The sequence below is a fragment of the Psychrosphaera aestuarii genome (assembly GCF_017948405.1).
Lineage (GTDB): Bacteria > Pseudomonadota > Gammaproteobacteria > Enterobacterales > Alteromonadaceae > Psychrosphaera > Psychrosphaera aestuarii.
Genome location: NZ_CP072844.1, coordinates 1,015,879 through 1,037,689, shown reverse-complemented (window position 1 = coordinate 1,037,689; position 21,811 = coordinate 1,015,879). Strand labels below are relative to the sequence as shown.

16 protein-coding genes are annotated in these 21,811 nt (G+C 40.0%); 7 read left to right on the top strand and 9 right to left on the bottom strand.

The features are described from left to right. The first annotated feature begins 82 nt into the window (after positions 1-82). Both J9318_RS04750 and J9318_RS04745 read left to right on the top strand, forming a co-directional pair. Positions 83-325 (top strand): hypothetical protein, encoded by a 243-nt coding sequence (locus J9318_RS04750; RefSeq protein ID WP_244731893.1) that lies wholly within the window; start codon positions 83-85, stop codon positions 323-325. Between the two features lie 49 nt (positions 326-374). Further along, on the top strand, positions 375-545 hold the full coding sequence (locus tag J9318_RS04745; protein ID WP_210561777.1) for a hypothetical protein: 171 nt from the start codon (positions 375-377) through the stop codon (positions 543-545). Positions 546-588: 43 nt separating this feature from the next. Here the strand turns inward: J9318_RS04745 and guaA are convergent, their stop codons facing one another. Together guaA and guaB are read right to left on the bottom strand one after the other, a co-directional pair. Next, positions 589-2,172 (bottom strand): glutamine-hydrolyzing GMP synthase, encoded by a 1,584-nt coding sequence (guaA, locus tag J9318_RS04740; RefSeq protein ID WP_210561775.1) that lies wholly within the window; start codon positions 2,170-2,172, stop codon positions 589-591. A gap of 110 nt (positions 2,173-2,282) precedes the next feature. Then, entirely contained in the window at positions 2,283-3,752 is a 1,470-nt protein-coding gene (gene guaB / locus J9318_RS04735; RefSeq protein ID WP_210561773.1) for an IMP dehydrogenase, read from the bottom strand. A gap of 267 nt (positions 3,753-4,019) precedes the next feature. On the opposite strand from guaB, the gene xseA reads away from it, so the two are divergent. Then, positions 4,020-5,297 (top strand): exodeoxyribonuclease VII large subunit, encoded by a 1,278-nt coding sequence (gene xseA, locus J9318_RS04730; protein WP_244732026.1) that lies wholly within the window; start codon positions 4,020-4,022, stop codon positions 5,295-5,297. A 31-nt stretch (positions 5,298-5,328) separates the two neighbouring features. Continuing rightward, complete coding sequence (locus J9318_RS04725) at positions 5,329-6,528, top strand: serine hydrolase domain-containing protein (RefSeq protein ID WP_210561764.1); 1,200 nt, start codon at positions 5,329-5,331, stop codon at positions 6,526-6,528. 59 nt (positions 6,529-6,587) lie between these two features. Here the strand turns inward: J9318_RS04725 and J9318_RS04720 are convergent, their stop codons facing one another. Then, on the bottom strand, positions 6,588-8,087 hold the full coding sequence (locus J9318_RS04720; protein WP_210561762.1) for an Hsp70 family protein: 1,500 nt from the start codon (positions 8,085-8,087) through the stop codon (positions 6,588-6,590). Between the two features lie 280 nt (positions 8,088-8,367). Between J9318_RS04720 and J9318_RS04715 the strand changes: the two genes are divergently transcribed. Then, complete coding sequence (locus J9318_RS04715; protein WP_210561760.1) at positions 8,368-10,857, top strand: M1 family metallopeptidase; 2,490 nt, start codon at positions 8,368-8,370, stop codon at positions 10,855-10,857. Positions 10,858-10,952: 95 nt separating this feature from the next. After that, positions 10,953-11,459, top strand: a complete 507-nt coding sequence (locus J9318_RS04710; protein ID WP_244731889.1) for a DUF6702 family protein — start codon at positions 10,953-10,955, stop codon at positions 11,457-11,459. A gap of 30 nt (positions 11,460-11,489) precedes the next feature. Here the strand turns inward: J9318_RS04710 and J9318_RS04705 are convergent, their stop codons facing one another. Then, a complete protein-coding gene (locus J9318_RS04705; RefSeq protein ID WP_210561759.1) occupies positions 11,490-11,867 on the bottom strand; it encodes a MerC domain-containing protein in 378 nt (125 codons plus the stop codon). 236 nt (positions 11,868-12,103) lie between these two features. Here J9318_RS04705 and J9318_RS04700 point away from each other — a divergent pair, with 236 nt between their 5' ends. Further along, positions 12,104-12,667, top strand: a complete 564-nt coding sequence (locus J9318_RS04700; RefSeq protein WP_210561757.1) for a hypothetical protein — start codon at positions 12,104-12,106, stop codon at positions 12,665-12,667. Positions 12,668-12,702: 35 nt separating this feature from the next. Here J9318_RS04700 and J9318_RS04695 read toward each other — a convergent pair whose 3' ends face one another. The 5 genes from J9318_RS04695 to J9318_RS04675 form a co-directional block, all read right to left on the bottom strand. Further along, positions 12,703-13,602, bottom strand: coding sequence for a mechanosensitive ion channel family protein (locus tag J9318_RS04695; RefSeq protein WP_210561755.1), 900 nt, complete (start codon positions 13,600-13,602; stop codon positions 12,703-12,705). A gap of 197 nt (positions 13,603-13,799) precedes the next feature. Next, a complete protein-coding gene (locus tag J9318_RS04690; RefSeq protein ID WP_210561753.1) occupies positions 13,800-15,719 on the bottom strand; it encodes a methyl-accepting chemotaxis protein in 1,920 nt (639 codons plus the stop codon). 157 nt (positions 15,720-15,876) lie between these two features. Next, a complete protein-coding gene (locus J9318_RS04685; RefSeq protein ID WP_210561751.1) occupies positions 15,877-18,963 on the bottom strand; it encodes an efflux RND transporter permease subunit in 3,087 nt (1,028 codons plus the stop codon). Beyond that, positions 18,960-20,246: an efflux RND transporter periplasmic adaptor subunit gene (locus J9318_RS04680; protein ID WP_210561748.1), complete on the bottom strand. Its 1,287-nt coding sequence runs from the start codon at positions 20,244-20,246 to the stop codon at positions 18,960-18,962. The genes J9318_RS04685 and J9318_RS04680 overlap by 4 nt, the downstream gene beginning before the upstream one ends. Further along, on the bottom strand, positions 20,239-21,651 hold the full coding sequence (locus J9318_RS04675) for an efflux transporter outer membrane subunit (protein WP_244732024.1): 1,413 nt from the start codon (positions 21,649-21,651) through the stop codon (positions 20,239-20,241). Before J9318_RS04675 ends, J9318_RS04680 begins: the two co-directional genes overlap by 8 nt. Positions 21,652-21,811: the final 160 nt, after the last annotated feature.

Here is a 21,811-nt window from a genome sequence, read left to right as displayed (position 1 = left end):
CAAGTGGCACAATTGTTGTTTATTGCTAAGTATAAGTTTATCAATTACAACTATATAATCATATTCAACAAGGAAATTAATTATGTCTTCTATGCTTTATATCGTTCCTATTGTCGCAATTATTGGTGGTCTTTTATATTCAGCTTACGAGCAAAAAGTAAAACTGCAAATTGCCAAAGAAAAGAATCGTACTTCAACAGCCGATGAGAATGTAGCCAAAGAGCTAGCACAACTCAAAGAGCGTGTCGCGGTTCTAGAAAAAATTGTTACTGATAAAAATTATTCACTTAAAGAAGAGATAGACTCACTAAACAGAGCAAGCTAGCCTTATAATTAAGTAGATTAACTAATTAAAAAATAAAAGGATTGTTAATATGAAGTTTCTCCGGAGGTGCTTAGTACCTTTGTTATTATTAATAGCAGCTATTGCCTTTTACCGAATGGGAATAGTGGCTGGAGCACTTGCGTTCATCGTTATTGGCTTCTTTTTTGAATTAGCATTTTGGTCAAAACTTTTTCCTCGTAAAAAGAAAAAAGGCGCATAAAGCGCCTTTTTCATATTTGTTCAATAACAAACCTAACCGTTTACTATTCCCATTCAATGGTTGCAGGCGGCTTGCCACTAATGTCATAAACAACTCGTGATATGCCATCAATTTCATTGATAATTCGATTTGAAACTTTACCTAGGAAGTCATAAGGCAAGTGCGCCCAATGAGCCGTCATAAAGTCTATTGTCTCTACGGCACGAAGACTTACAACCCAATCATATTTGCGGCCATCACCCATAACGCCAACCGAGCGAACCGGCAGGAATACCGTAAACGCCTGACTCACCTTGTTATATAAATCCGCGTTATGTAACTCTTCAATGAAAATAGCATCGGCACGTCTTAGTAAATCGGCATACTCTTTTTTCACTTCACCTAAAATACGAACACCTAAACCAGGCCCTGGGAACGGGTGGCGGTATAACATGTCGTAAGGTAAACCTAGCTCTAAACCAATTTTACGCACTTCGTCTTTAAATAATTCACGTAACGGTTCAACTAAGCCCATTTTCATGTGCTCTGGCAAGCCACCAACATTATGATGTGACTTAATTACATGTGCTTTACCTGTGGCCGACGCTGCAGATTCAATAACGTCAGGATATATAGTACCCTGTGCTAACCATTTGGCGTTTTCTAGTTTTGAGGCTTCTTCATCAAAAACTTCAACAAATACGTTACCAATGATCTTACGTTTTGCTTCCGGATCGTTTTCGCCTTTTAATCGGTCTAAAAAGCGCTGCTCTGCATTAACATGAATGATATTTAATCCAAAATGATCACCAAACATATCCATGACCTGTTGACCTTCGTTGAGTCTCAACAAACCGTTATCAACAAATACGCAAGTTAGCTGTTTACCGATTGCGCGATGTAGCAGCATAGCAACAACTGATGAATCAACGCCACCAGACAAGCCAAGGATAACTTGGTCATCACCGACTTGCTCTTTCATCTTTTGGATAGCGTCTTCAATAATTGAAGCAGCTGTCCATAACTTTTCACAACCACATATAGTGCAAACAAAGTTTTCTAATAAACGAAGCCCTTGTTTAGTGTGTGTCACTTCTGGATGGAATTGCACACCATAAAAACGCTTTTCTTCATTCGACATAATCGCATAAGGGCAGTTATCTGTTTTCGCGACAGTTTTAAAATCAGCTGGAATTGCACTTACTTTGTCGCCGTGGCTCATCCACACATCTAACATGGAGTTACCAGCAGAATTAATGGAATCTTCGATATTTTTTAACAAGGCAGATTCAGAAACAACCTCAACACTCGCATAACCAAACTCTCGTTCCATTGAGGTTTCTACGGCGCCGCCAAGTTGTTGCGACATTGTTTGCATGCCATAACAAATACCTAGTACCGGAATACCCGCTTCAAATACATACTCTGGTGCTCGTGGAGAGTTATGCTCGGTAACCGATTCAGGACCGCCAGCTAAGATGATACCGTTTGGCGCAAATTCTTTTATTTGTTCTTCAGTAACATCCCACGCCCACAATTCGCAGTAAACGCCAATTTCTCGTACACGACGAGCGATAAGTTGAGTGTATTGGGAGCCAAAATCTAAAATTAAAATTTTATGCTGGTGAATGTCTTTCTCGATGGACATGTTTTAGCCTTTTAATTGTTGGTTAACATAAAGTTTTTTAACTATAGCTAACTAGGTGTAAAAAGACCGAGCTAGAATTAGCTCGGCCAGAATATTTTTTTTTGAAAAACTTACCCTAAACGGTAGTTTGGAGCTTCTTTGGTAATTTGCACATCATGTACGTGTGACTCACCCATTCCTGCGGAAGTAACGCGAACAAACTGCGGTTTAGTGTTCATTTCTTCGATAGTGTGGCAACCCGTTAAACCCATTGCAGAACGAATACCACCAAGTTGTTGGTGAATAATATTTTCAATCGGTCCTTTATAAGCAACACGACCTTCTATACCTTCAGGAACTAGCTTCTCATTACTATCGGATTTTTGGAAGTAACGGTCTGATGAGCCGTGACTCTGATTCATCGCGCCTAAGCTACCCATTCCGCGGTAAGACTTGTAATAACGACCTTGATACAATTCAACTTCGCCAGGAGCTTCTTCAGTACCCGCTAACATTGAGCCAACCATCACGCAACTTGCGCCTGCTACTAATGCTTTTGAAATATCCCCAGAGAAGCGAATACCGCCGTCTGCAATAACCGGAATGTTTTTACCTGCGACCGCATCTACAGCATCTGCGATCGCTGTAATTTGAGGAACACCACAGCCGGTAACGATACGAGTTGTACAAATTGAACCAGGGCCAATACCTACTTTTACAGCGTTAACGCCAGCTTCGACTAAAGCTAATGCTCCCTCTGCCGTTGCAACATTACCACCAACAATTTGTAACTCAGGGTATGTATCTCGAGCCCACTTAACGCGATCTAAAACGCCCTGAGAGTGACCATGTGACGTATCTATTAGCAAAACGTCTACACCGGCTTTAACTAACGCATCAATTCGCTCGTCAGTGCCAGGACCAACACCTACCGCAGCACCTACGCGCAAACTTCCACGCTCATCTTTACAAGCATTAGGTTTACTGTCGGCTTTTTGGAAGTCTTTTACTGTAATTAAACCTTTGAGTTTAAATTCATCGTCAACTACTAAGATTTTTTCAATTCGATGCTCGTGCATTAATGCCATAACATCATTGCGATTCGCTGATTCATGCACAGTTACCAGTTTATCTTTTGGTGTCATTACTGAGCTGACTTTAGCTTTTAAATTTGTTTCAAACCTAAGGTCGCGACCTGTCACAATGCCTTCTAAATTATTGTGATCATCAACAACCGGAAAGCCAGAAAAACCGTGCTCATGAGCAAGCTTCATAACTTCACCCAAAGTAATTTCTGAAGACACTGTTACAGGGTCAGAAACAACGCCACTTTCAAACTTCTTAACGCGGCGAACTTCATTCGCTTGAGCCTGAATAGACATATTTTTATGAATAAATCCGATGCCGCCTTCTTGGGCTAACGCAATCGCTAGGCGACTTTCCGTTACAGTATCCATCGCTGAAGATACCATTGGAATATTTAACTCAATAGTTTGAGTTAAGCGTGTTTTTAAATTGGCTTCGTGAGGAAGAACGGTGGAGTGACCTGGAACTAATAAAACGTCGTCAAACGTTAGGGCTTCTTTGACTATCCGCAACATGGCAATTGGTACCTTACATGAAAAGTAGATGGAGTATGTTGCGGTAGCATTTTAATCGAAAAGTCCGCATCCGTAAACATAAAATTGATTATAAAGTAATATATTTAACCCGTAATACATGCGGTTGAAAGCAACAAGCAGTTGACTATCAATGTTCATTCATTAGACTTCTAGCCTTACTCCCAATTTAAAGTGATTATAGTGACCACACCTGAACCTACCCAACAAAAGATTTATCAAGTCTCCGAGCTAAACCAAAAAGCCAGAATGTTACTTGAGTCTGAATTTCTAAATGTTTGGATCAGTGGTGAAATATCTAATTTAGTCAAAGCAACAAGCGGCCATTGGTATTTTTCATTAAAAGACAATAAAGCTCAGATAAAAGGCGCTATGTTTCGAGGCAATAACCGAAACGTTCGTGCTCAAGTTGAAAATGGAACTCAGGTTTTAGTTAGAGGCCGACTTAGTTTATATGAGCCTCGTGGTGATTATCAATTAATTGTCGAGTTGATGGAGCCTGCTGGCGAAGGGCTACTAAAGCAAGAATTCGAAGCATTAAAAAACAACCTTCTACAAATGGGGCTGTTTGATCAAAGCTCAAAACAAGCCATACCAGTGGAGCCTAAACGTGTCGGTTTAGTCACTAGCCCAACTGGAGCGGCAGTCCATGACATTTTAACTGTATTGCAACGCCGCTCACCACAAACTGAAGTCATTATTTATCCCACCATGGTGCAAGGCAAACAAGCGGCCGACAACATTATGTGGGCAATAAACACAGCAAATGTTCGAAAGGAAGTCGATGTACTTATTGTTGGTCGAGGTGGAGGCTCTCTTGAAGACTTATGGTGTTTTAATGATGAAGGCCTTGCTCATACAATCTTTAATAGTGCGATTCCAATTATAAGTGCGGTTGGCCACGAAGTAGATGTCTCTATTTCTGATTTTGTTGCGGACTTAAGAGCGCCCACCCCTTCTGCTGCTGCAGAAATAGTTTCAACAGACAATAGTGAACTTGTGACAAAAGTACGCAACTTACATAGTCGGTTAATTAGGGCGTACGCACATCAGCATCAAGCAAATAAAAACCAGCAAAATCAGTTAAAGCGTTCACTGGCATTATTGCATCCAAGCTATCAATTACAACTCGCTCAACAAAAAAATGATGAGCTTCAAATTGCTTTGCATCGCGCTATGACACAGACATTAAAAAATGCAAAACAAAGAGAACACCTTTGTCGAGAACGCTTAAACGGCTTATCGCCAAAGCATGAATTGACAGCAGCCAAACAACGAATGGCCTATGCTAGCTCTTCATTGCCTAAATTAATGCAAAGCATAATAGCAAACAATAATCGCAAGTTTGTCTCAATGGCAGAAAAACTAAATATTGTTAGCCCATTAGCCACATTAACAAGGGGCTACAGCATTACCACTAACGAACAGGGCAACGTTATTTCAGATAGTAAACAAGTTAAAAAAGGCGAAGTCGTAAATATTCGCCTCGCCAACGGTGAATTAAACGCTAAAATAACAGACAGATAATAGCTTTAAGCAAAAAGGAATGATGAAAAGGATGAAAAAATCGCTCAAATGGACTTTAGTAGTAGCCTTAGGTTTAGCGATAAGCTTATCGGCAGCATGGCTATCACTTGATAAAAGTGTGCGTTATTTAGTCTTAAATCCACCAACCGACCTAAACGTCCTATTTTGGAGCCAAGCGCAGAGAGACGCAGGTTTTCAATCTATCGACACACTTCCTATTGTTCCTAAAAATACAATAAAAGCTAATTCAAGCATTCCGCCCACATTAAAACTTGGTCAATCACTAATGCTAAATCAAACTGATATCGACCAGTTTATGCGTGATAATCGAGTTGCAGGCTTAGTCGTGTTGCATAACGGTAAAATACGACTCGAACAATACGCCTTGGGTTTTGACCAAAATAAGAAGTGGACTAGCTTTTCAGTAGCAAAGTCATTTACATCAACCTTAATTGGCGCAGCAATAAAAGACGGGTATATAAAAAGTCTGCAGGATAAAGTCAGTGACTATATTGTTTCAATGAAGGGCAGCGAGTATGACAACGTCACCATAGAACAACTAATCACGATGACTTCCGGCGTACAATGGAATGAAGACTATGAAGATATCCAATCTGATGTATCCAAATTTAATTTTCACACACCTGAACCTGGTGTTGACGCTATAGCAAGCTACATGCGACAACTGCCTCGCGCCTACCCCGCTGGCACGCGGTGGTCATACAGTACCGGCGAAACAAACTTAGTTGGCTTGTTATTACAAAAGGCCATTAACAAACCTTTAGCTGAATATTTATCCGATAAAATTTGGTCAAAAATAGGCGTTGAGCAAGATGCCTCTTGGGTTCTTGGTCCTTCAGGGAATGAAATAGGTGGTTGCTGTATACAAGCGTCAACTCGTGATTTTGCTACTTTTGGACAGTTTTTCTTAAACGGCGCAAAAATTAATGGTGAGTCTATAGTTCCTAATGACTGGATTAAAAAAGCGACATCGAAACAAACAGCAACAAATGAAACACATGGATATGGTTACCAGTGGTGGACAAGTAACGATGGCAGTTACCAAGCAAAAGGGATATTTGGACAGGGTATTTTTGTTGATCCGACTAGAAATTTAGTGATTGCAGTAAATGGTAATTGGCCTGTGGCTTTTAGCTCTAAATATGCCTCAATAAACGATTCATTTTATCGAGCGGTACAAATATCAATAGACAAAGAAAAAGGGCAATAACATTATTGCCCTTTGACAGCTTTAGCATTTCATTTTTTAGCTTTAAACGAAATTTACGTTTATTTCATTCTTGAGGCTTGAATACTCAAACCTTCAGATATTGATTTAAATGCATCTGCAGTTACCGTTGGTAAATCTGGCAACATTGCTTTTATCTCTGCTTGAACCACAGGTGATAAACTCATACCACCTGTAACAAATAGTATTTCTGGCTGCACATCGGTTTTATCCAAACACTCTTTTACTAATCCTTTAACTCGCGTCATCCAAGCTAACATAGAGCGTTTTAAGTCGGCTTCTGTTAGTTCAACATTAAAGTCTGATTGAATGTACTTTAACGGTAAAACGATATGACTTTTTTCTGATAACATTTCTTTTGCCAGTCTCGATGAGTTTACTAATCGCGCTGACAATTTCTCTTCTTGCACAATCAATAACTTATCTAGCTTTTCAGGCTCTTTGGCAACAGATATAGTTTGCGAAATTTCTAATCCCATTTCATCAGAGAAAAACTTATTCAAACGAGGAATGTCATCCACCGCTACCATATCATTAAAATATAATGGCGGAATTGGAATACCATTGGTCGTCTCAGTACCAAGTCCCATTTCTGGAGCAATCGACTTTAAGATTAAGTTTTTGTCACACTCCATGCCACCTAAACGCGTACCGGTTACAGACAACACGTCTTGTTGACGGTCATAATCTTGCTGTTTTTGCGTACCAAGGCGAATTACACAGATATCAGTTGTACCACCACCAATATCGACGACCAAGGCAACTTTTTCGCTATCGAGTTGTTGTTCGATTCGGTATGCTGCTGCAATCGGCTCTTCAAGAAAGTCAATTTTTTCAAAACCAGCTTGTTCGGCAGCTGCTGTCATAATAGTGATAGCTTGCTGATTGCCCTCTTCGCCACGTGTGCCATGGTATTTAACTGGACGCCCGACAACTACACCACCTACTTTTTGGCCCAATTGTTTTTCTGCAGCTTCTTTAAAAAACGCTAACTGTTTTGCAATTAACCCAACAAATGCGTCTTTTTGACCTGACAGCAAGTTTGCACCCAAAAAGTTTTTAGGTGAATAAATTAGGCGACCTTTTTCAGGTGTTTTTAAATACTGTTTAAATCCTGCTTCACCGAACAAAAACGTGCCAGTTTCAACCATTTTATGTAACGGAAGATCGTCTACTGATTGATTTTTTAAAAGCTCATTAATGGCACGACGCTGCAACTTTGGAGTATTGTGATATTCGCCACGAAGCTGATCTATTTGTGTTAAATAACGACGCTGTTCCGCTGGCGTAGTCGCATCTTCATATTTATCTTTAGCTTTATCTAGCTGCATCGAAATAGACGCTTTAATGCGTTGCACTTTGTCTTCGATAACTTCAACTGGAGGCAATGGCAAGTCATCTTCATAATAAATAAATACTGAAGATCGGATCTTAAAAGGCGTTTTTGAGTCCTTATCTAACTCGATATAGTGATGTTGACTTCCGTCAAACCAAACCACTTCTGAATTTGAAGTACCGTAGTCGATGCCAATGGTAACCATGAAAAGTGCGTCTCCTAAAAAAAATGAGTAGGCGATTCTATCCAAGTCGAAAAAAAACTCCAGTCGTTTTTTTCCGATTACAGCATTTAGATAAAACAATGATTTTGTTTTATCAGTAGCCCTAGCTTGGATGTTTACGATGAGTGGAGGTCTTAAAGGGTTAAAACTGTGTTTTTTCTGTTTCTTTTTTGCTAGTCTAATCAGCTAATCTTGGCGACTAGAACGTAAGATTCTAGGTCAAATTTAACCAGCAAAATGAATAGGATAACGTGGTAATATTATGAACAATCGTAATTTTAGACGTTTGTTGACCCTAGCATTTGCCATCACTGTCAGTGCGACAGCGTCTGCAAGTGCCGTTAAGCAAACAAAAGGGGACTTCGAAGACAAGTTCCGTCAAATGGAAGAAATTCTTCCAACTCCGAATGTATATCGTGCTGCGACGGGTGAACCAGGTGAAAAATACTGGCAACAAAAAGTCGATTACAAAATCAAAGTAAAACTAAACGAAGAAAAACGTCGTTTAGATGCTACTCAAAACATTACCTACAAAAACAACTCGCCACACACTTTAAAGTACTTGTGGATGCAGTTAGAACAAAACAAATATTACGAAGACTCAATTGCTGAAGCAGGCACTGCATTTGCTGGTATCGGTCGTCGTGGTCCTGCAACGTCAGCTGGCAACGGTAATTCACCAGCTAAACTGAGCCTAGGTGAGTTACGCCGTCAGCAGTTCCTTGCTGATAATAAACTTGGTTATGATGTACTTGCCGTTAGAAACAGCAAAAACCGTCCGTTAAAAATTACGGTTGTTGGCACTAACCTTCGCATCGATTTAGATCGTCCGTTAAAGCCTGGTAAAACGGTTGAGTTTGAAATGGATTTTGGCTTTAACATTGTTGAAGAAGATGCCGTTTCAGCTCGTGCTGGTTACGAACACTTCCCTGATGACGCTCGTGAAGGTGGTAATGATATCTTCTTGCTAGCGCAGTGGTTCCCTCGTTTACACGCATTTACTGACTTTGAAGGTTGGCATAACAAAGAGTTCATCGGTCGTGGTGAATTTACTCTAGAGTTTGGCGACTATGAAGTAGAAATCACAGTTCCTGCTGACCACATCGTTTCCTCTACTGGTGTTTTAGATAACCCGAAAGATGTACTAACCAGCACGCAGCGTAAACGTTTAGAAGAAGCTAAGACAGCAAAACGTCCAGTTTTTGTTGTTACTGAAGAAGAAGCTTTAGAAAACGAAAAAGAAGGCACTAACAAATTAAAAACGTGGCGTTTTGAAGCTGAAAACGTTCGTGACTTCGCTTGGGCATCATCTCGTAAGTTTATGTGGGACGCCAAAGGATATGATCAAGGTGGTAAAGATCAACCATTCGTAATGGCAATGTCTTTCTACCCGAAAGAAGGTGGCGATCTTTGGAAGAAATATTCGACTGAAGCTATTGTTCACACAATGGAAGTTTACTCAAGATTCTCTTTTGATTACCCATACCCTACAGCTCAGTCAGTAAATGGCCCAGTTGGCGGCATGGAATACCCAATGATTACCTTCAATGGTCCGCGTACTAAATTACAAGACGATGGTTCACGCACCTATACGCAAGCTGAAAAACGTTTCTTAATTGGTGTTGTTATTCACGAAATTGGTCACATTTACTTCCCTATGGTGGTTAACTCTGACGAGCGTCAATGGACTTGGATGGACGAAGGTCTTAACAGCTTCTTAGACGCGGTTGCATGTCGTGAGTGGGATCCAACAATTCCTTGGGGTGTAGAGCCTCGTTACATTACTAGCTATATGAAGAGTAATGTCCAAGTTCCTATCATGACCCAGTCTGATAGCGTTTTACGATTAGGTCCAAATGCTTATTCTAAGCCAGCGGCAGCCTTAAATATTCTTCGTGAAGTAGTGTTAGGTCGTGAGTTATTTGATTATGCGTTTAAAGAATACGCACAACGTTGGAAATTCAAACGCCCTACTCCATCTGACTTTTTCCGTACAATGGAAGAAGCGTCTGGTGTTGACCTAGATTGGTTCTGGACTGGTTGGTTCTACACAACGGATCATGTTGATATCTCAGTAGACGGCGTTTACAAACTGCGCATGGATACTAAAAACCCTGACATTGACATGGCTCGTATGCGTAACATCGAAAATGAAAAACCTATGCCTTTATTTGAGAAAATGAATAAAGAAGCGGGTATGAAAACATGGGTTGAATTGAACCCAGACGTAACGGATTTCTATGACGAAAACGACCGTTTTACGGTAACAAACAAAGAACGTAACAAGTACAACAGTTTCTTAAAAGGCCTTAAGCCTTGGGAAAAACGCGTATTTGAACGAGCTGTTGAAGAAGATAAAAACTATTACGTTATTGAATTCAACAACCTTGGTGGCTTAGTAATGCCTATCCTTCTTCAATTAGAATATGCTGATGGTACTAAAGAAGACCGTTATATTCCGGCTGAAATTTGGAGACGTTCACCTAAGCACGTTAAAAAGCTAGTTGTTACCGATAAAGCGAAAGAGCTAGTTAGCGTTCATGTTGACCCTTCATGGGACACAGCTGACGTTAACAACGAAAACAACATGTATCCGCGTCGTATTATCCCATCACGTGTTGAAGCGTTTAAGTCAAAACGTAGCACATCTGGTGCGAGCCGTGACATTATGCAAGATATTAAAACTAAGTTAAAAACTGACGAAGACAAAGACAAAAAGAAAAAAGAGTCTGAGTCTGAGACAGAAGCTTAATTAATATTTGTTAGCATAGCCTGCTTTACGTAGGCTAATTTAGCGATACAATAAATGCCCGACGTTATCGGGCATTTTTTTTAGGAGATAGGCGCTTGTTTAGATTAGTTACATTTATGTTTGTATTGTTGTGCGCTGCGATGCCAATCCAAGCTCACAAAATGAAGTCAGCATTTACTATTGTTTTATTTAATGAACGTACTAATCACATCGAAGTGATGCATCGCTTTATGTTGCATGACGCAGAAGAAGCCGCATGGCAATTATTTGATGCCAAGGCAGATATTATTGCTGATGAAACGACGCAAGCAAAGTTTGCGGCATATGTAGAAACTAAATTTGAAGTTCAAGATAACAACGGTAATGTTTTACCATTTAGTTTGGTAGGGTATCAAAATGATGCTGGCTATTTTTGGGTTTATCAAGAGCTTAAAATGCCTAAAAGCTTAACCGGATTAAGAGTGCGTCAAGATGCGCTAAGAGAAATCTGGGACGAGCAATTTAACATTGTAAATATTGAAGGCCGTGGGCCTGCGAAGAGCTTACAATTTGAGGGTTCTGAGGTATGGCGAACGGTATCGTTACCGGACGTTAATCAATAAACACCATTGCTTAAATTATACAATAATTGTTTAGCCGATAACCGCTTGGACATGCCCGCGTAAGGATTTTCGATTGATTAAGTGAGCGCTGATCACAAACGCGCTCCCTATCACTGTTAGTACTGTTTCAAAATGATGTCCGCCAATAACAGCCATCGTCAAAGTAACAACTCCCAGTACGGCTAAATAAATAGGTAAAGCGTTACGATGCGCTGCATAAGCCTTTGGAAGGCTTATACCAAGTATAAATACAATAGGCGTGATCAGCGCAGCATGAAGCCACTCGTCATGGATAGACTCCAGAAACTCATGTAGCCCAAAACTTGCACCAAACGATAAGAGTAGGATCGGCAAAGAGCAGTGCAATACGCACAATACTGACAACCATGCACCCAAAATATCTCTCATTTGCAACACCTATAAAAAACAACTTTTGATATAATATAACATTACATTTTTTTGAGCCAGTTTTTATTTAGATAAATCTGCCCAAAATTGATTTTCGACTATAGTTATAAAATGAATTTATAAACCCAAAGTTAATTATGGCGCTTAGTAATTATTCCCAACAAAATTCTATTTTTAGTCAAATTCTAACGACCAGTAAGAAATCAAACTCCCAGGTTCTTCAGGATAAAACCAGAATGTTGCAGGAAAAGCTGGAGCAAGCGGTTATTAACCCAAATGTACTCTCTAAAAAACTTACCCTTGAGCAATATTTTAATATTATTAGTCGGTTTTATATTTCGTATATCCAAATCGAGAAGCGTCTAATTAGATTAGAGCGGCAAGTAAACGTTTTGCCAGCGTCTCCCTACAATTCAAGGTTGTCACAATTAGAAGCAGAGTTACTCAATATCTCTAGCTTATTAGACTGTAATCTCCCCATTCCTGCACCAAATTTTATAGCATTAGGGCTGGGCTCAAAAGAGCAACAATATTGGGGAATTCGCTATGCGCTTGACAGTTTTTCACAAACCGCAAAAATGTTATTTCCATTGATGGAGTTAACTATCGGCAAGAAATATAGTGTTGAGTTGAGCTTTTGGAAAAAATTATGTCATTTGGAAAGGGATTGGTTAAAAACACTCACTGCCATTGATACTTTATCTATTTTAGACATCGAAAGATCAGTTTTGATAACTTCTGCGCAAGAGACCTATATTCTAATTTCAGAGAACATGGCCGGGCTTAAACCCGGCCATTAATCTACCCGTCATTTTTTGATTGAACAATAATTCAACTATGACGTTTTATTCGAAATCATGCTATTTAACTTTTCACCACCTTTAATGCCAAAGTCTAATGTTCTGATTGGGAACGGAATTAAAATATCATTCTCTTTAAGCGTTTTGTTAATTATCACTACAAGTTCATGCCTTGCCTGCATAAAACCTACGTGCCCAGGATAATCAATCCAAGCCCACACTAGTAAGTTAATTGAACTGTCGCCAAAGCTTTCAGCATAAACAGCGGTCTCTTCTTGGTTTTTTATAAAGTCTTTTTTATTAATTGCTTCAACTAAGACTTCAGAGGCCAACTCTATATCATCGGCATAAGAGATTCCGACTCCGATCTCGACACGACGCTCCCCTGTCGTATTGTAGTTAGTTAATGTATTTCTAAATAATACCTTATTTGGCACTATATCTAATTGTCCGTAAAAGTTTTCGACAAGCGTATTTCTTAAATTTATTGCCTTTACAGTGCCAAATACACCATCAGCTTTAATCACATCGCCAATCTGAAAAGGCTTACGTATCCCCATGGCGATACCAGCGATTAAGTTCTCAGTCATATCTTGGAAAGCAAAACCAATTGCTAAGCCAACGATTCCGGCACCGGCTAATAATGACTTAACCGTGCCCGATAGCCCCATAAAGTCGAGCGCGACAAAAATACCAACTGTCATTACTATTATTTTAAAAATAGACGCGAGTAAATCGGCAATCTGCCTAGACTCTAAAGCCTTATGCAATACTGTTCTAAAGGTCTTGCTAAGAACCCTAGATAACAATGAAAAAAACAACACAATAAATAAAGAGACAACAAAGTTGGGCAAGTGTTTTATTGATATCTCAAGCCAGCCCACAAGCTTTTCTTCAATTAATCCATAATAAGGGGTTAAATCTGGTAGTGTCATACTGAGAACTCCTCTTGTTCTTTAGCGTATAACTACGCAAACACTATGCCATTGCCCCAGCAACCAATAGAAAATAATAAAGCCATGATTTAAAAGAAAATAAATAGATCGTGATAAAAAAAAGCCACGGCATTTATATCTGCAGTGGCTTTGTTTTATTAACGTGAGTAATTACTACTTTTATAGATGTAACTTTTTCACACCTTAAATTCATTTAATACTTTACCGACTTGTGTTCCTAACTCTTTTAATTTTGAGGCCGCTGCTTTCGCTTGCTCGGCTCTCTCACTATTTCTAGTACTGGCGTCAAATACATCACTTACATCTTCTGCAATCGTTTGTGAAACTTGTGATTGCTCATTAGCTGCTCGAGACACTTCATCATTTAATTCGTGAATTTGTTGCATTGCATTTAAAACATTCATGAATGCTTGATTCGCCTGCTCGGTAAACTGCACATTCTGTTCAGCTTCTTCACGGTTTTTAAACATGATTTCCGTTGCTCGGCTACTTTGTTTTTGCAGTTTCTCAATCATGGTATTAATTTCTTCTGTCGATGATTGAGTCCGACTAGCTAAAGAACGAACCTCATCGGCAACAACAGCGAAGCCACGTCCCTGCTCTCCCGCTCTTGCCGCTTCAATTGCAGCATTTAATGCGAGTAAGTTCGTTTGTTCTGCTATGTTACGAATAACATCAAGTACCGTAGAGATAGACTCACTGTCTTTAGCCAGTTCTTCTATAACAGACTCGGATTCGGCTATACTATGTGACTGCTGCTTGATGCGTTCTGTGGTGTCTTTAAGGGTAAGTGAGCCTGATTTCGCTTCTTCATAAACACTTTGCGATACGTTATTTGCATTATCTGTATTTGACGCAACCAAACCGGCGGTAGCCCTAAATTCCTCAATGGCAGAAGCAAGTAAATCTGCTTTTTGATGTTGCTCTGCCTGATCTTTAGTCATGTTATTGGCTAACTTGGATACTTCTTCTACTGAGTTTAATAATACATTTGTTTTGTCTTTAACGTTTTTAACTGTGTAGTGCATCTTTTCAAGTAAACCATCAAACGCTCGTGCCATTTCACCAATTTCGTCTTGGCGTTCAGAACCAATACGAACCGTTAAGTCGCCTTCACCCTTTGTTAACTCTTGTATGGTTTCCGTTTGTTGAAGGATTGGTTGTAGGATAAGCTTTTTGAGTAAAACAAAGACCAAAACTCCGAATAATGACATGGTAAATAACAGCTTAATTACGCCAACTAATATAGAGCTCATTACCAATCCCTGAACGTCTGAGTCATTAACTCCCAGAATAATCTCATAACCCCAAGGCGTATAAGGTACTGTTGTTATTTCATAGCCATCACCGCTATTTATAATGTCGGTTATCTGTTTTGACGTTAAGTGTGACGAATTCTGACTTAGTTGCTTTTTACCATCTCGCAATGCGACAAAACCATTTTCGAGCAATCTAGCTTTTGATATTTGTTCAGCCAATACACCAAGGTTAGCTGAATAGCCAACATACCAAATACCGATCACATCACCATTTGAGTCAATAATTGGATCATAAGCTGTTAGGTATGGCTTTCCTAAAATATCGACCTGACCAAAGTACGCTTTTTTCTGTTTTATCGCGGCCATCGCCTTACCTGACGGTGACAGTTTGGTTCCAGTCGCTCTTTTACCTTCCTTCATCACATTGGTGCTGATACGGATGAAGTCATCTCCCTGTTTAGAAAAGATTGTTGCTGTTCCACCCATAACTTCAGTTAAACCATCGACTAATGCATAGTTATTTGCAACTGAGTAGTCACCAATCATGATGTTTCTTGCTGACGTGCCATTTACAGATACGGATTCACCTAAACTAGGTGAACCTAAATTGGCTGCTCGTTGTTTTAATAAAGTAAGACTACTTACAACTCGCTCTGACATTATGTCGTTTGTGACATTTAACAGTGATGAAACCTTATCGACCATCATACTTTTTTGCAACTCTACTTCGTTACTCACCTCTTGTTTTGTTTCATACCAAATAACGGCAGTTCGAATAACTAAAAACACACAAATAAAGGCAACCAACGCAATAAGAAACTTCTTTTGAATAGTCATTTTGATCCTACTTTCCTGAATCGAATTAATGTGAACGCAAGGAGAAAGCGAGCCACTTTCTCTAATTTCAAATTCAGTATAGTAAAGATGTGAAAAAACAGGCTAATAAGCCTGCTTTTTTAAGGATAAATTTGTGATATCTAGGATTGTTAACGCGCTAACTTGTTAGCCACGCCTTTGCCTTTGCCATCAATAAATAGTTTACTGGTACTAGTAGCAAAGTAATAAACGTTGCAAATAAAATACCGAAACCGAGTGACACCGCCATAGGTATCAAAAACTGAGCTTGAGTAGACTTTTCAAACAGCAATGGCATCAAACCAATAAAGGTCGTTAAACTTGTAAGCATAACCGGACGGAAACGTGAACTGCCCGCCGTTAAAACCGCCTCTTGCAACTCAAAGCCTTCTGCACGTCGCTTGTTTATATAATCTACTAATACTAATGAGTCATTAACCACAACCCCAATTAATGCAAGCATGCCGAGTAAACTCATGATAGTTAACTCCATACCCATTACCCAATGTCCCATTACTGCACCTATCATTCCAAAAGGAATAATGCTCATTACAATAAGTGGCTGCGAATAGGATTTAAATGGAATCGCCAATAACGCATAAATAATAAAGAACACAAATAGTAGCGACCAGCCCAATGAACTAAACGACTCACGTTGCTCTTTCGCTTCACCTTCTAAAGAATGTGAAATGCCAGGATATTGAGACACAACCTCATCTAAATAAGATTTCAAATCGGCCTGTAGCACCGTCATGTTGGTATTGGCTTTATCAATATCGCCTGTTACGTTCACGGTTCTAAATCGGTCAATACGATATATGGCGGATGGACTTTGCCCAGCATTTAAACTTGCAACATGTGCAAACGGTACAGTGCCACCGTCTGGTGTCACAATTAAGATATCTTGTAACTGAGCGACTGAGTTTCTCTCGGATAGAGGCAGTCGCACCATGACCCGCACATCGTCCCGTCCCCGCTGAACTCTTTGAACTTGTGCACCAAAAAAAGCATTCCTAATTTGACGCGATACTTCCATTCTTGTCAGCCCAAGCGCGACACCTTGTTGCGTTAATTCAATTTGCAGTTCTTGTTTACCATCTGACAGTGAGTCCGCGATATCAAAAACGGTTGGATAGGTAGCAAGTCGTTGCTTAACTAAATCTGCGACTTCTTTTAACGTATCTAATGACGTACCTGACAACTGAACATCAATCGGGCTCGATGTGCGGCCAATTTCGGATCTAAAAGTCACGCTTTCTGCTCCAGGGATTGGACCGATTAGTTTTCGCCACTCTCTAGCTAAATCATTTGCAGTTATTGTAGACGAACGTTGCTCCGGCGGAATGATTTCAAAACGGACACCACCTTGATTTGAAACGCCGCCACGACCTCCGGTTGTCGCCAAAATATTCATAATGACGCTCTTACCTGTATCCTCATCAACATATTTGTCTTGCAGTATTTTTGCTTTATCTGACATTTTAATGATGTATTTGTTGGTTACTTCAAATGGCGTACCGGCTGGCATTGAGATATTTACTCGCACTGTTTCACTTGGAATGCGTGGGAAAAAGATAAACTTTGTCCAGCCACTCATGATCAGCGCCAATATAATTAAAAATACAGATAAAAATAAGCTTACTGTCGCGAATTTATTTCGAATGGCAACGCGCAAAACAGGTTGATAGTAACGAAGGATTAAGTGCTCAAAGCCGTCTGCAAATCTATGTTGAAACGCTTCCAACTTACTAATCTGATTTTTTTCACGACGAAGTTTTAAGTTTTTTAAATGTGATGGTAAAACAAATTTAGACTCCACCAGCGACATTAACAAAATGGGAATGACAATAACTGGGATCTGAGCGAATAACGCACCTCTAGCACCTTCAATAAACGACAAAGGTAAGAAGGCTGCAACGGTTGTTAAAATACCAAACGTCACTGGTGTTGCCACCTCCTGAGTCCCTTTAATTACGGCTTCTTCGCCTGATTCTGCATTTCGTAAGTGTGTATAAATATTTTCCCCAGTCACGATCGCATCATCAACAACGATGCCCAGTACGAGAATAAAACCAAACAGACTCATCACATTTAAAGAAATACCAAACCAAGGCATAACAATAAAGGCGCCCATAAACGACACAGGAATACCAATGAATACCCAAAAAGCGATAGCAGGGCGCAAGAATAGCGTTAGTAATAATAGAACTAAAAAGCCCCCCTGCAGCGCACTGGTCGTTAACGTTGAAATACGGTTTTTAACGATTTGTGAATCGTCATCCCAATAGCTAAGCTCATAACCATAAGGTAACGATAATTGCTTTTGCTCAATATACGCTTTTACTTTATCAGCAACTTCAATAGCACTTTGCTGGCCAATTCGATACACATCTAAAAACGCCGCTTGGTTCCCGTTAAAACGGGTACGTATTGGCGTTTCTTCAAAGTCGTCCAGAACAATAGCAATATCAGACAATCGAATAATCGTGCCATCTGGGTTGGTTTTTACTGGAATTTGAGCAAATTCGTCTTGTCGATATGCCTGCCCTTTTGAGCGAAGCAATACGTCACCACCGGTTGTTTTCAGCGTACCGGCAGAAACATCCACACTTGAATTTGAAATAGCCGAAGAAACCTGCCCCAAAGTTAAACCGTATTGACGTAATTTATCTGTTGAAATCTCCACTGCAATTTCGTAATTGCGAACGCCACTTAACTCTATTTGAGTGATGCCTTGGATTTTTAATAAATCATCTCTAATTTGCTCTGCATATTCATGTAACTCCTTTTCACCGTAAACGCTAGACAGCGCCACCGCAATGACTTCTCGTTTACGCTGTGCTAGCGCAATTACTGGCTTTTCAGCATCGCTAGGAAACGTATTTATTGCATCAACCCGACTTTTGATGTCGGCCAACATCTCTCGCGCATCGTAGCCACTCTCAACCTCTACTGTTACAGAAGCAGAGCCTTCTGTTGAGCGACTGGTAATTTGCTCAATGCCCTCTAAGTCCTGCACAGCTTCTTCAATTCGAATTGCAATTCCTTGTTCCGTATCCTCAGGTGTAGCACCTCGAAGTGTTACGTTAATACTTATTCTATCTGTCTCAAATGATGGAAAAACTTCAAAAGGAATTTGGGTGCTTAAACTAAATAGTCCGGCAAATAATACCGAAAACATGAGTAAATTAGCGGCAACACCGTTTCTCGCAAACCATGCAATCATTGTTGTTCACCTCTTTGCGCTTTACCTTTTTGTTCTGAGTTGCCTCTGGTAGCGTCATCTTTACGAGTTTTTTTTCTTGTTTCTATTTGACCACTTGGAGCTGCTTCATCGTCACCAATAATTGAAACTCGAGTCCCCGAACTAACTTGTCCAAGCGAGGTAACAACTAATAAATCGCCTGGAGACAGGCCTTTATCTATAACGGCATCTTCGTCATTTTGCCAACGTACTGACACTTCGGTTCTTCTTAATAAGCCGTCAACAACTATGTAAACGTAACTTCCTTGGTATATCGCTTTATTTGGAATTACGATGGCGTCCGACAATGTTTTACCTTGAATGTCTGCTGTCACATATTGACCGATTTTAATTGGCACAGAACGCTGATTAGTTTTATGAGCGCCTTTTACAAATGGCTCATCAATTTGTCCTACGATATAAAGCTGTTGAGATTTTTCGTCAATTGCACCTTCGGTGCGAACGGCTTTTCCGAGCCATTTTTGGTCACCAACTAGATCAGACTTAAATAAGATTTGCTTGGCATCTGCCACGGTACCGGCTTCATCTTGAAATTCTTCCGGTAAAGTCATTAAAGCCAAATCTTTATTTTTTATCGGTAAACGAATTTCTACATAATCGGTGGCGTAAATATCAGCCACTTTCGTATTGCCGGATATGACCTGCCCGTAATCCACCAGTTTGGTCAGTATTCTGCCATTATAAGGAGCAGTGATTTTTGTTCGTTCTAATGATAATCGTGCTTTTTGTAGCTGTGCTTCAGCTGACAAAACCTTTGCCTTAGCCGCTTCTAATTGAGGCTTTCGCAGTACTAAATCGCTTGGTGTCTTACTATTCCCAAGTCTTTTCCAGTCAGTAGCGGCTTGATCAACGCGAGCCTGCTCTTCAACTAAACCTTGTTGTGCTGATAGCAACCCCGATTTTGCAATATTAACCTCTGCTAAATAATCTCTATCATCAACAATGACTAAAACATCTCCTTTGCTGATAAATCCACCTTCTCTAAATTGATCACTAACATAAGTAATTTGACCACCAACTTGAGAAACTAAACCGCTCTGGGTTCTTGGTTGAACCGTTCCATAACTCTCCAACACAATGGGATAGTCTTTACTTTCAATCTTTTCTACTTGAACCGACATTTGTGAAGCTTTCGACGGACCGCGACGCTGCGCCTCAGGTGGATTAGACATGATAAAAGAGTAAAGGAACATAGTCCCGGTTAGCACTGCTACTGGAAGAATTAGTTTTTTCACATTAATCATTGTTGGTGTCGCCTGTCGATGTATTGTTATTAGTTTCAATAAATGCAGTGCCTAGCTGTAGTTGCAGTTGAATGCGATTCGCGGCCCGCTGTTTTTTTATTTGAATCAATGAGCTTTGTGCGTCAAAGGCTCTACTTTGCGCATCTAGCACTGTGGTGTAAGTTACCAAGCCACTTTGATACTGTTCAAACGCTAGCTTTTCTGCCGCAACGGCATTTTCCATTGCTTGTTTTGTTGACTCGTATCGCACCACTAAACTGCGCTGTGCTGACAGCGTGTTTTCAACATTTTCAAAAGCCGAATAGATATCGTCTAGGTATTTTTTTTCTGCTTGTTGCAATTGAAACTCAGCGGATCGCTCATTGGCTTTTATTCTTCCACCTTCAAATAGTGGCGCCGTTAAGTTGCCTACTAAATTCCAGGCTAGTCCAGACGCACTAAATAATTCGGAAAAACGCGCAGCACTATCGCCTGTTGATGCGGATAATACAAAACTTGGAAAGCGCTGCTTGTGAGCAAAGGCAAGCCCAGCGTCTTTTGCCATTAACTGATACCAGCTCGCTTTTAAGGATGGCTTTTTCTTAATAAGCTCTGAAGGAATACCAATATCTAAAGATGATTTAAAAGTAGGAATATTAGCGTTCACTTCTAGTAAAGCGGCAGGATATTCACCGATTAGCCGTTCAAGCGCACGAATTGCCGTTGACTGTGTTGTTTGTTGTAAGGCCAATCTTGACTCTTCACTGTGTAACTCGTTTCTCGCTAAATAAACATCGAGTGCGCCGTTTAAACCTTGTTGATAACCAGACTCGATAATTGATAAGTTTTGTTTAGCGTTTTCAATCCGTTGTGAGTACAAACTCAAAAGTTTATTGGCTTCTATCACATCAAACCAGGCTAATACTACATTTGCGATTAAGGCTTGCTTGGCCTCTTCAAATAAAGCCTGTTCGGCTAAGTACTCTAAGTTGGCTTTTTTGTCAGAAGCCGCAAGCTTTTGCCATAAATCTAATTCGTACCGAAGGGTAATATCCGCATCAAATTTATTACTTATTGAACTCGGATTAACTGACTTGCTGCGCCCAGTCGTTAAACCCGCTTCTAGCGATGGCCATAAATTGCTACCACTGGCTATAACGGCTTGTTCTTTTATCTTAAGTGAGTCATTTTGTTGCTGTAACTGCAGGTTATTCGAAAGCGCTCGGTTAACTAATTGCCTAATTTGGTCATCGTTCAATTCTTGAAACGTGCCTTCTGAAATTAGATTCTTGCTCTTTTGAGCACCTATGCTCCATGATTCGGGCGTTGTATCCGAATTAAGCGTCTGTTGCTTCAGTGCAGTTGGCATTTGATAATGACTGCTACAGGCGCTAAGCACAATGCAGGTAATAGCCAACGTGCTCATTTTAAATTGACTGGGTAACGTGGTTTTCAAGGTCAAACCCTTTTCCATAAAAATTTGTGTAAATATAGTGATGTATGTCTATATACGGAAAACCTTCAATATGAATCAATTAAATTTACGTTAATTGACATTGTTTTCGATTAACCACCAAAAACCGTCG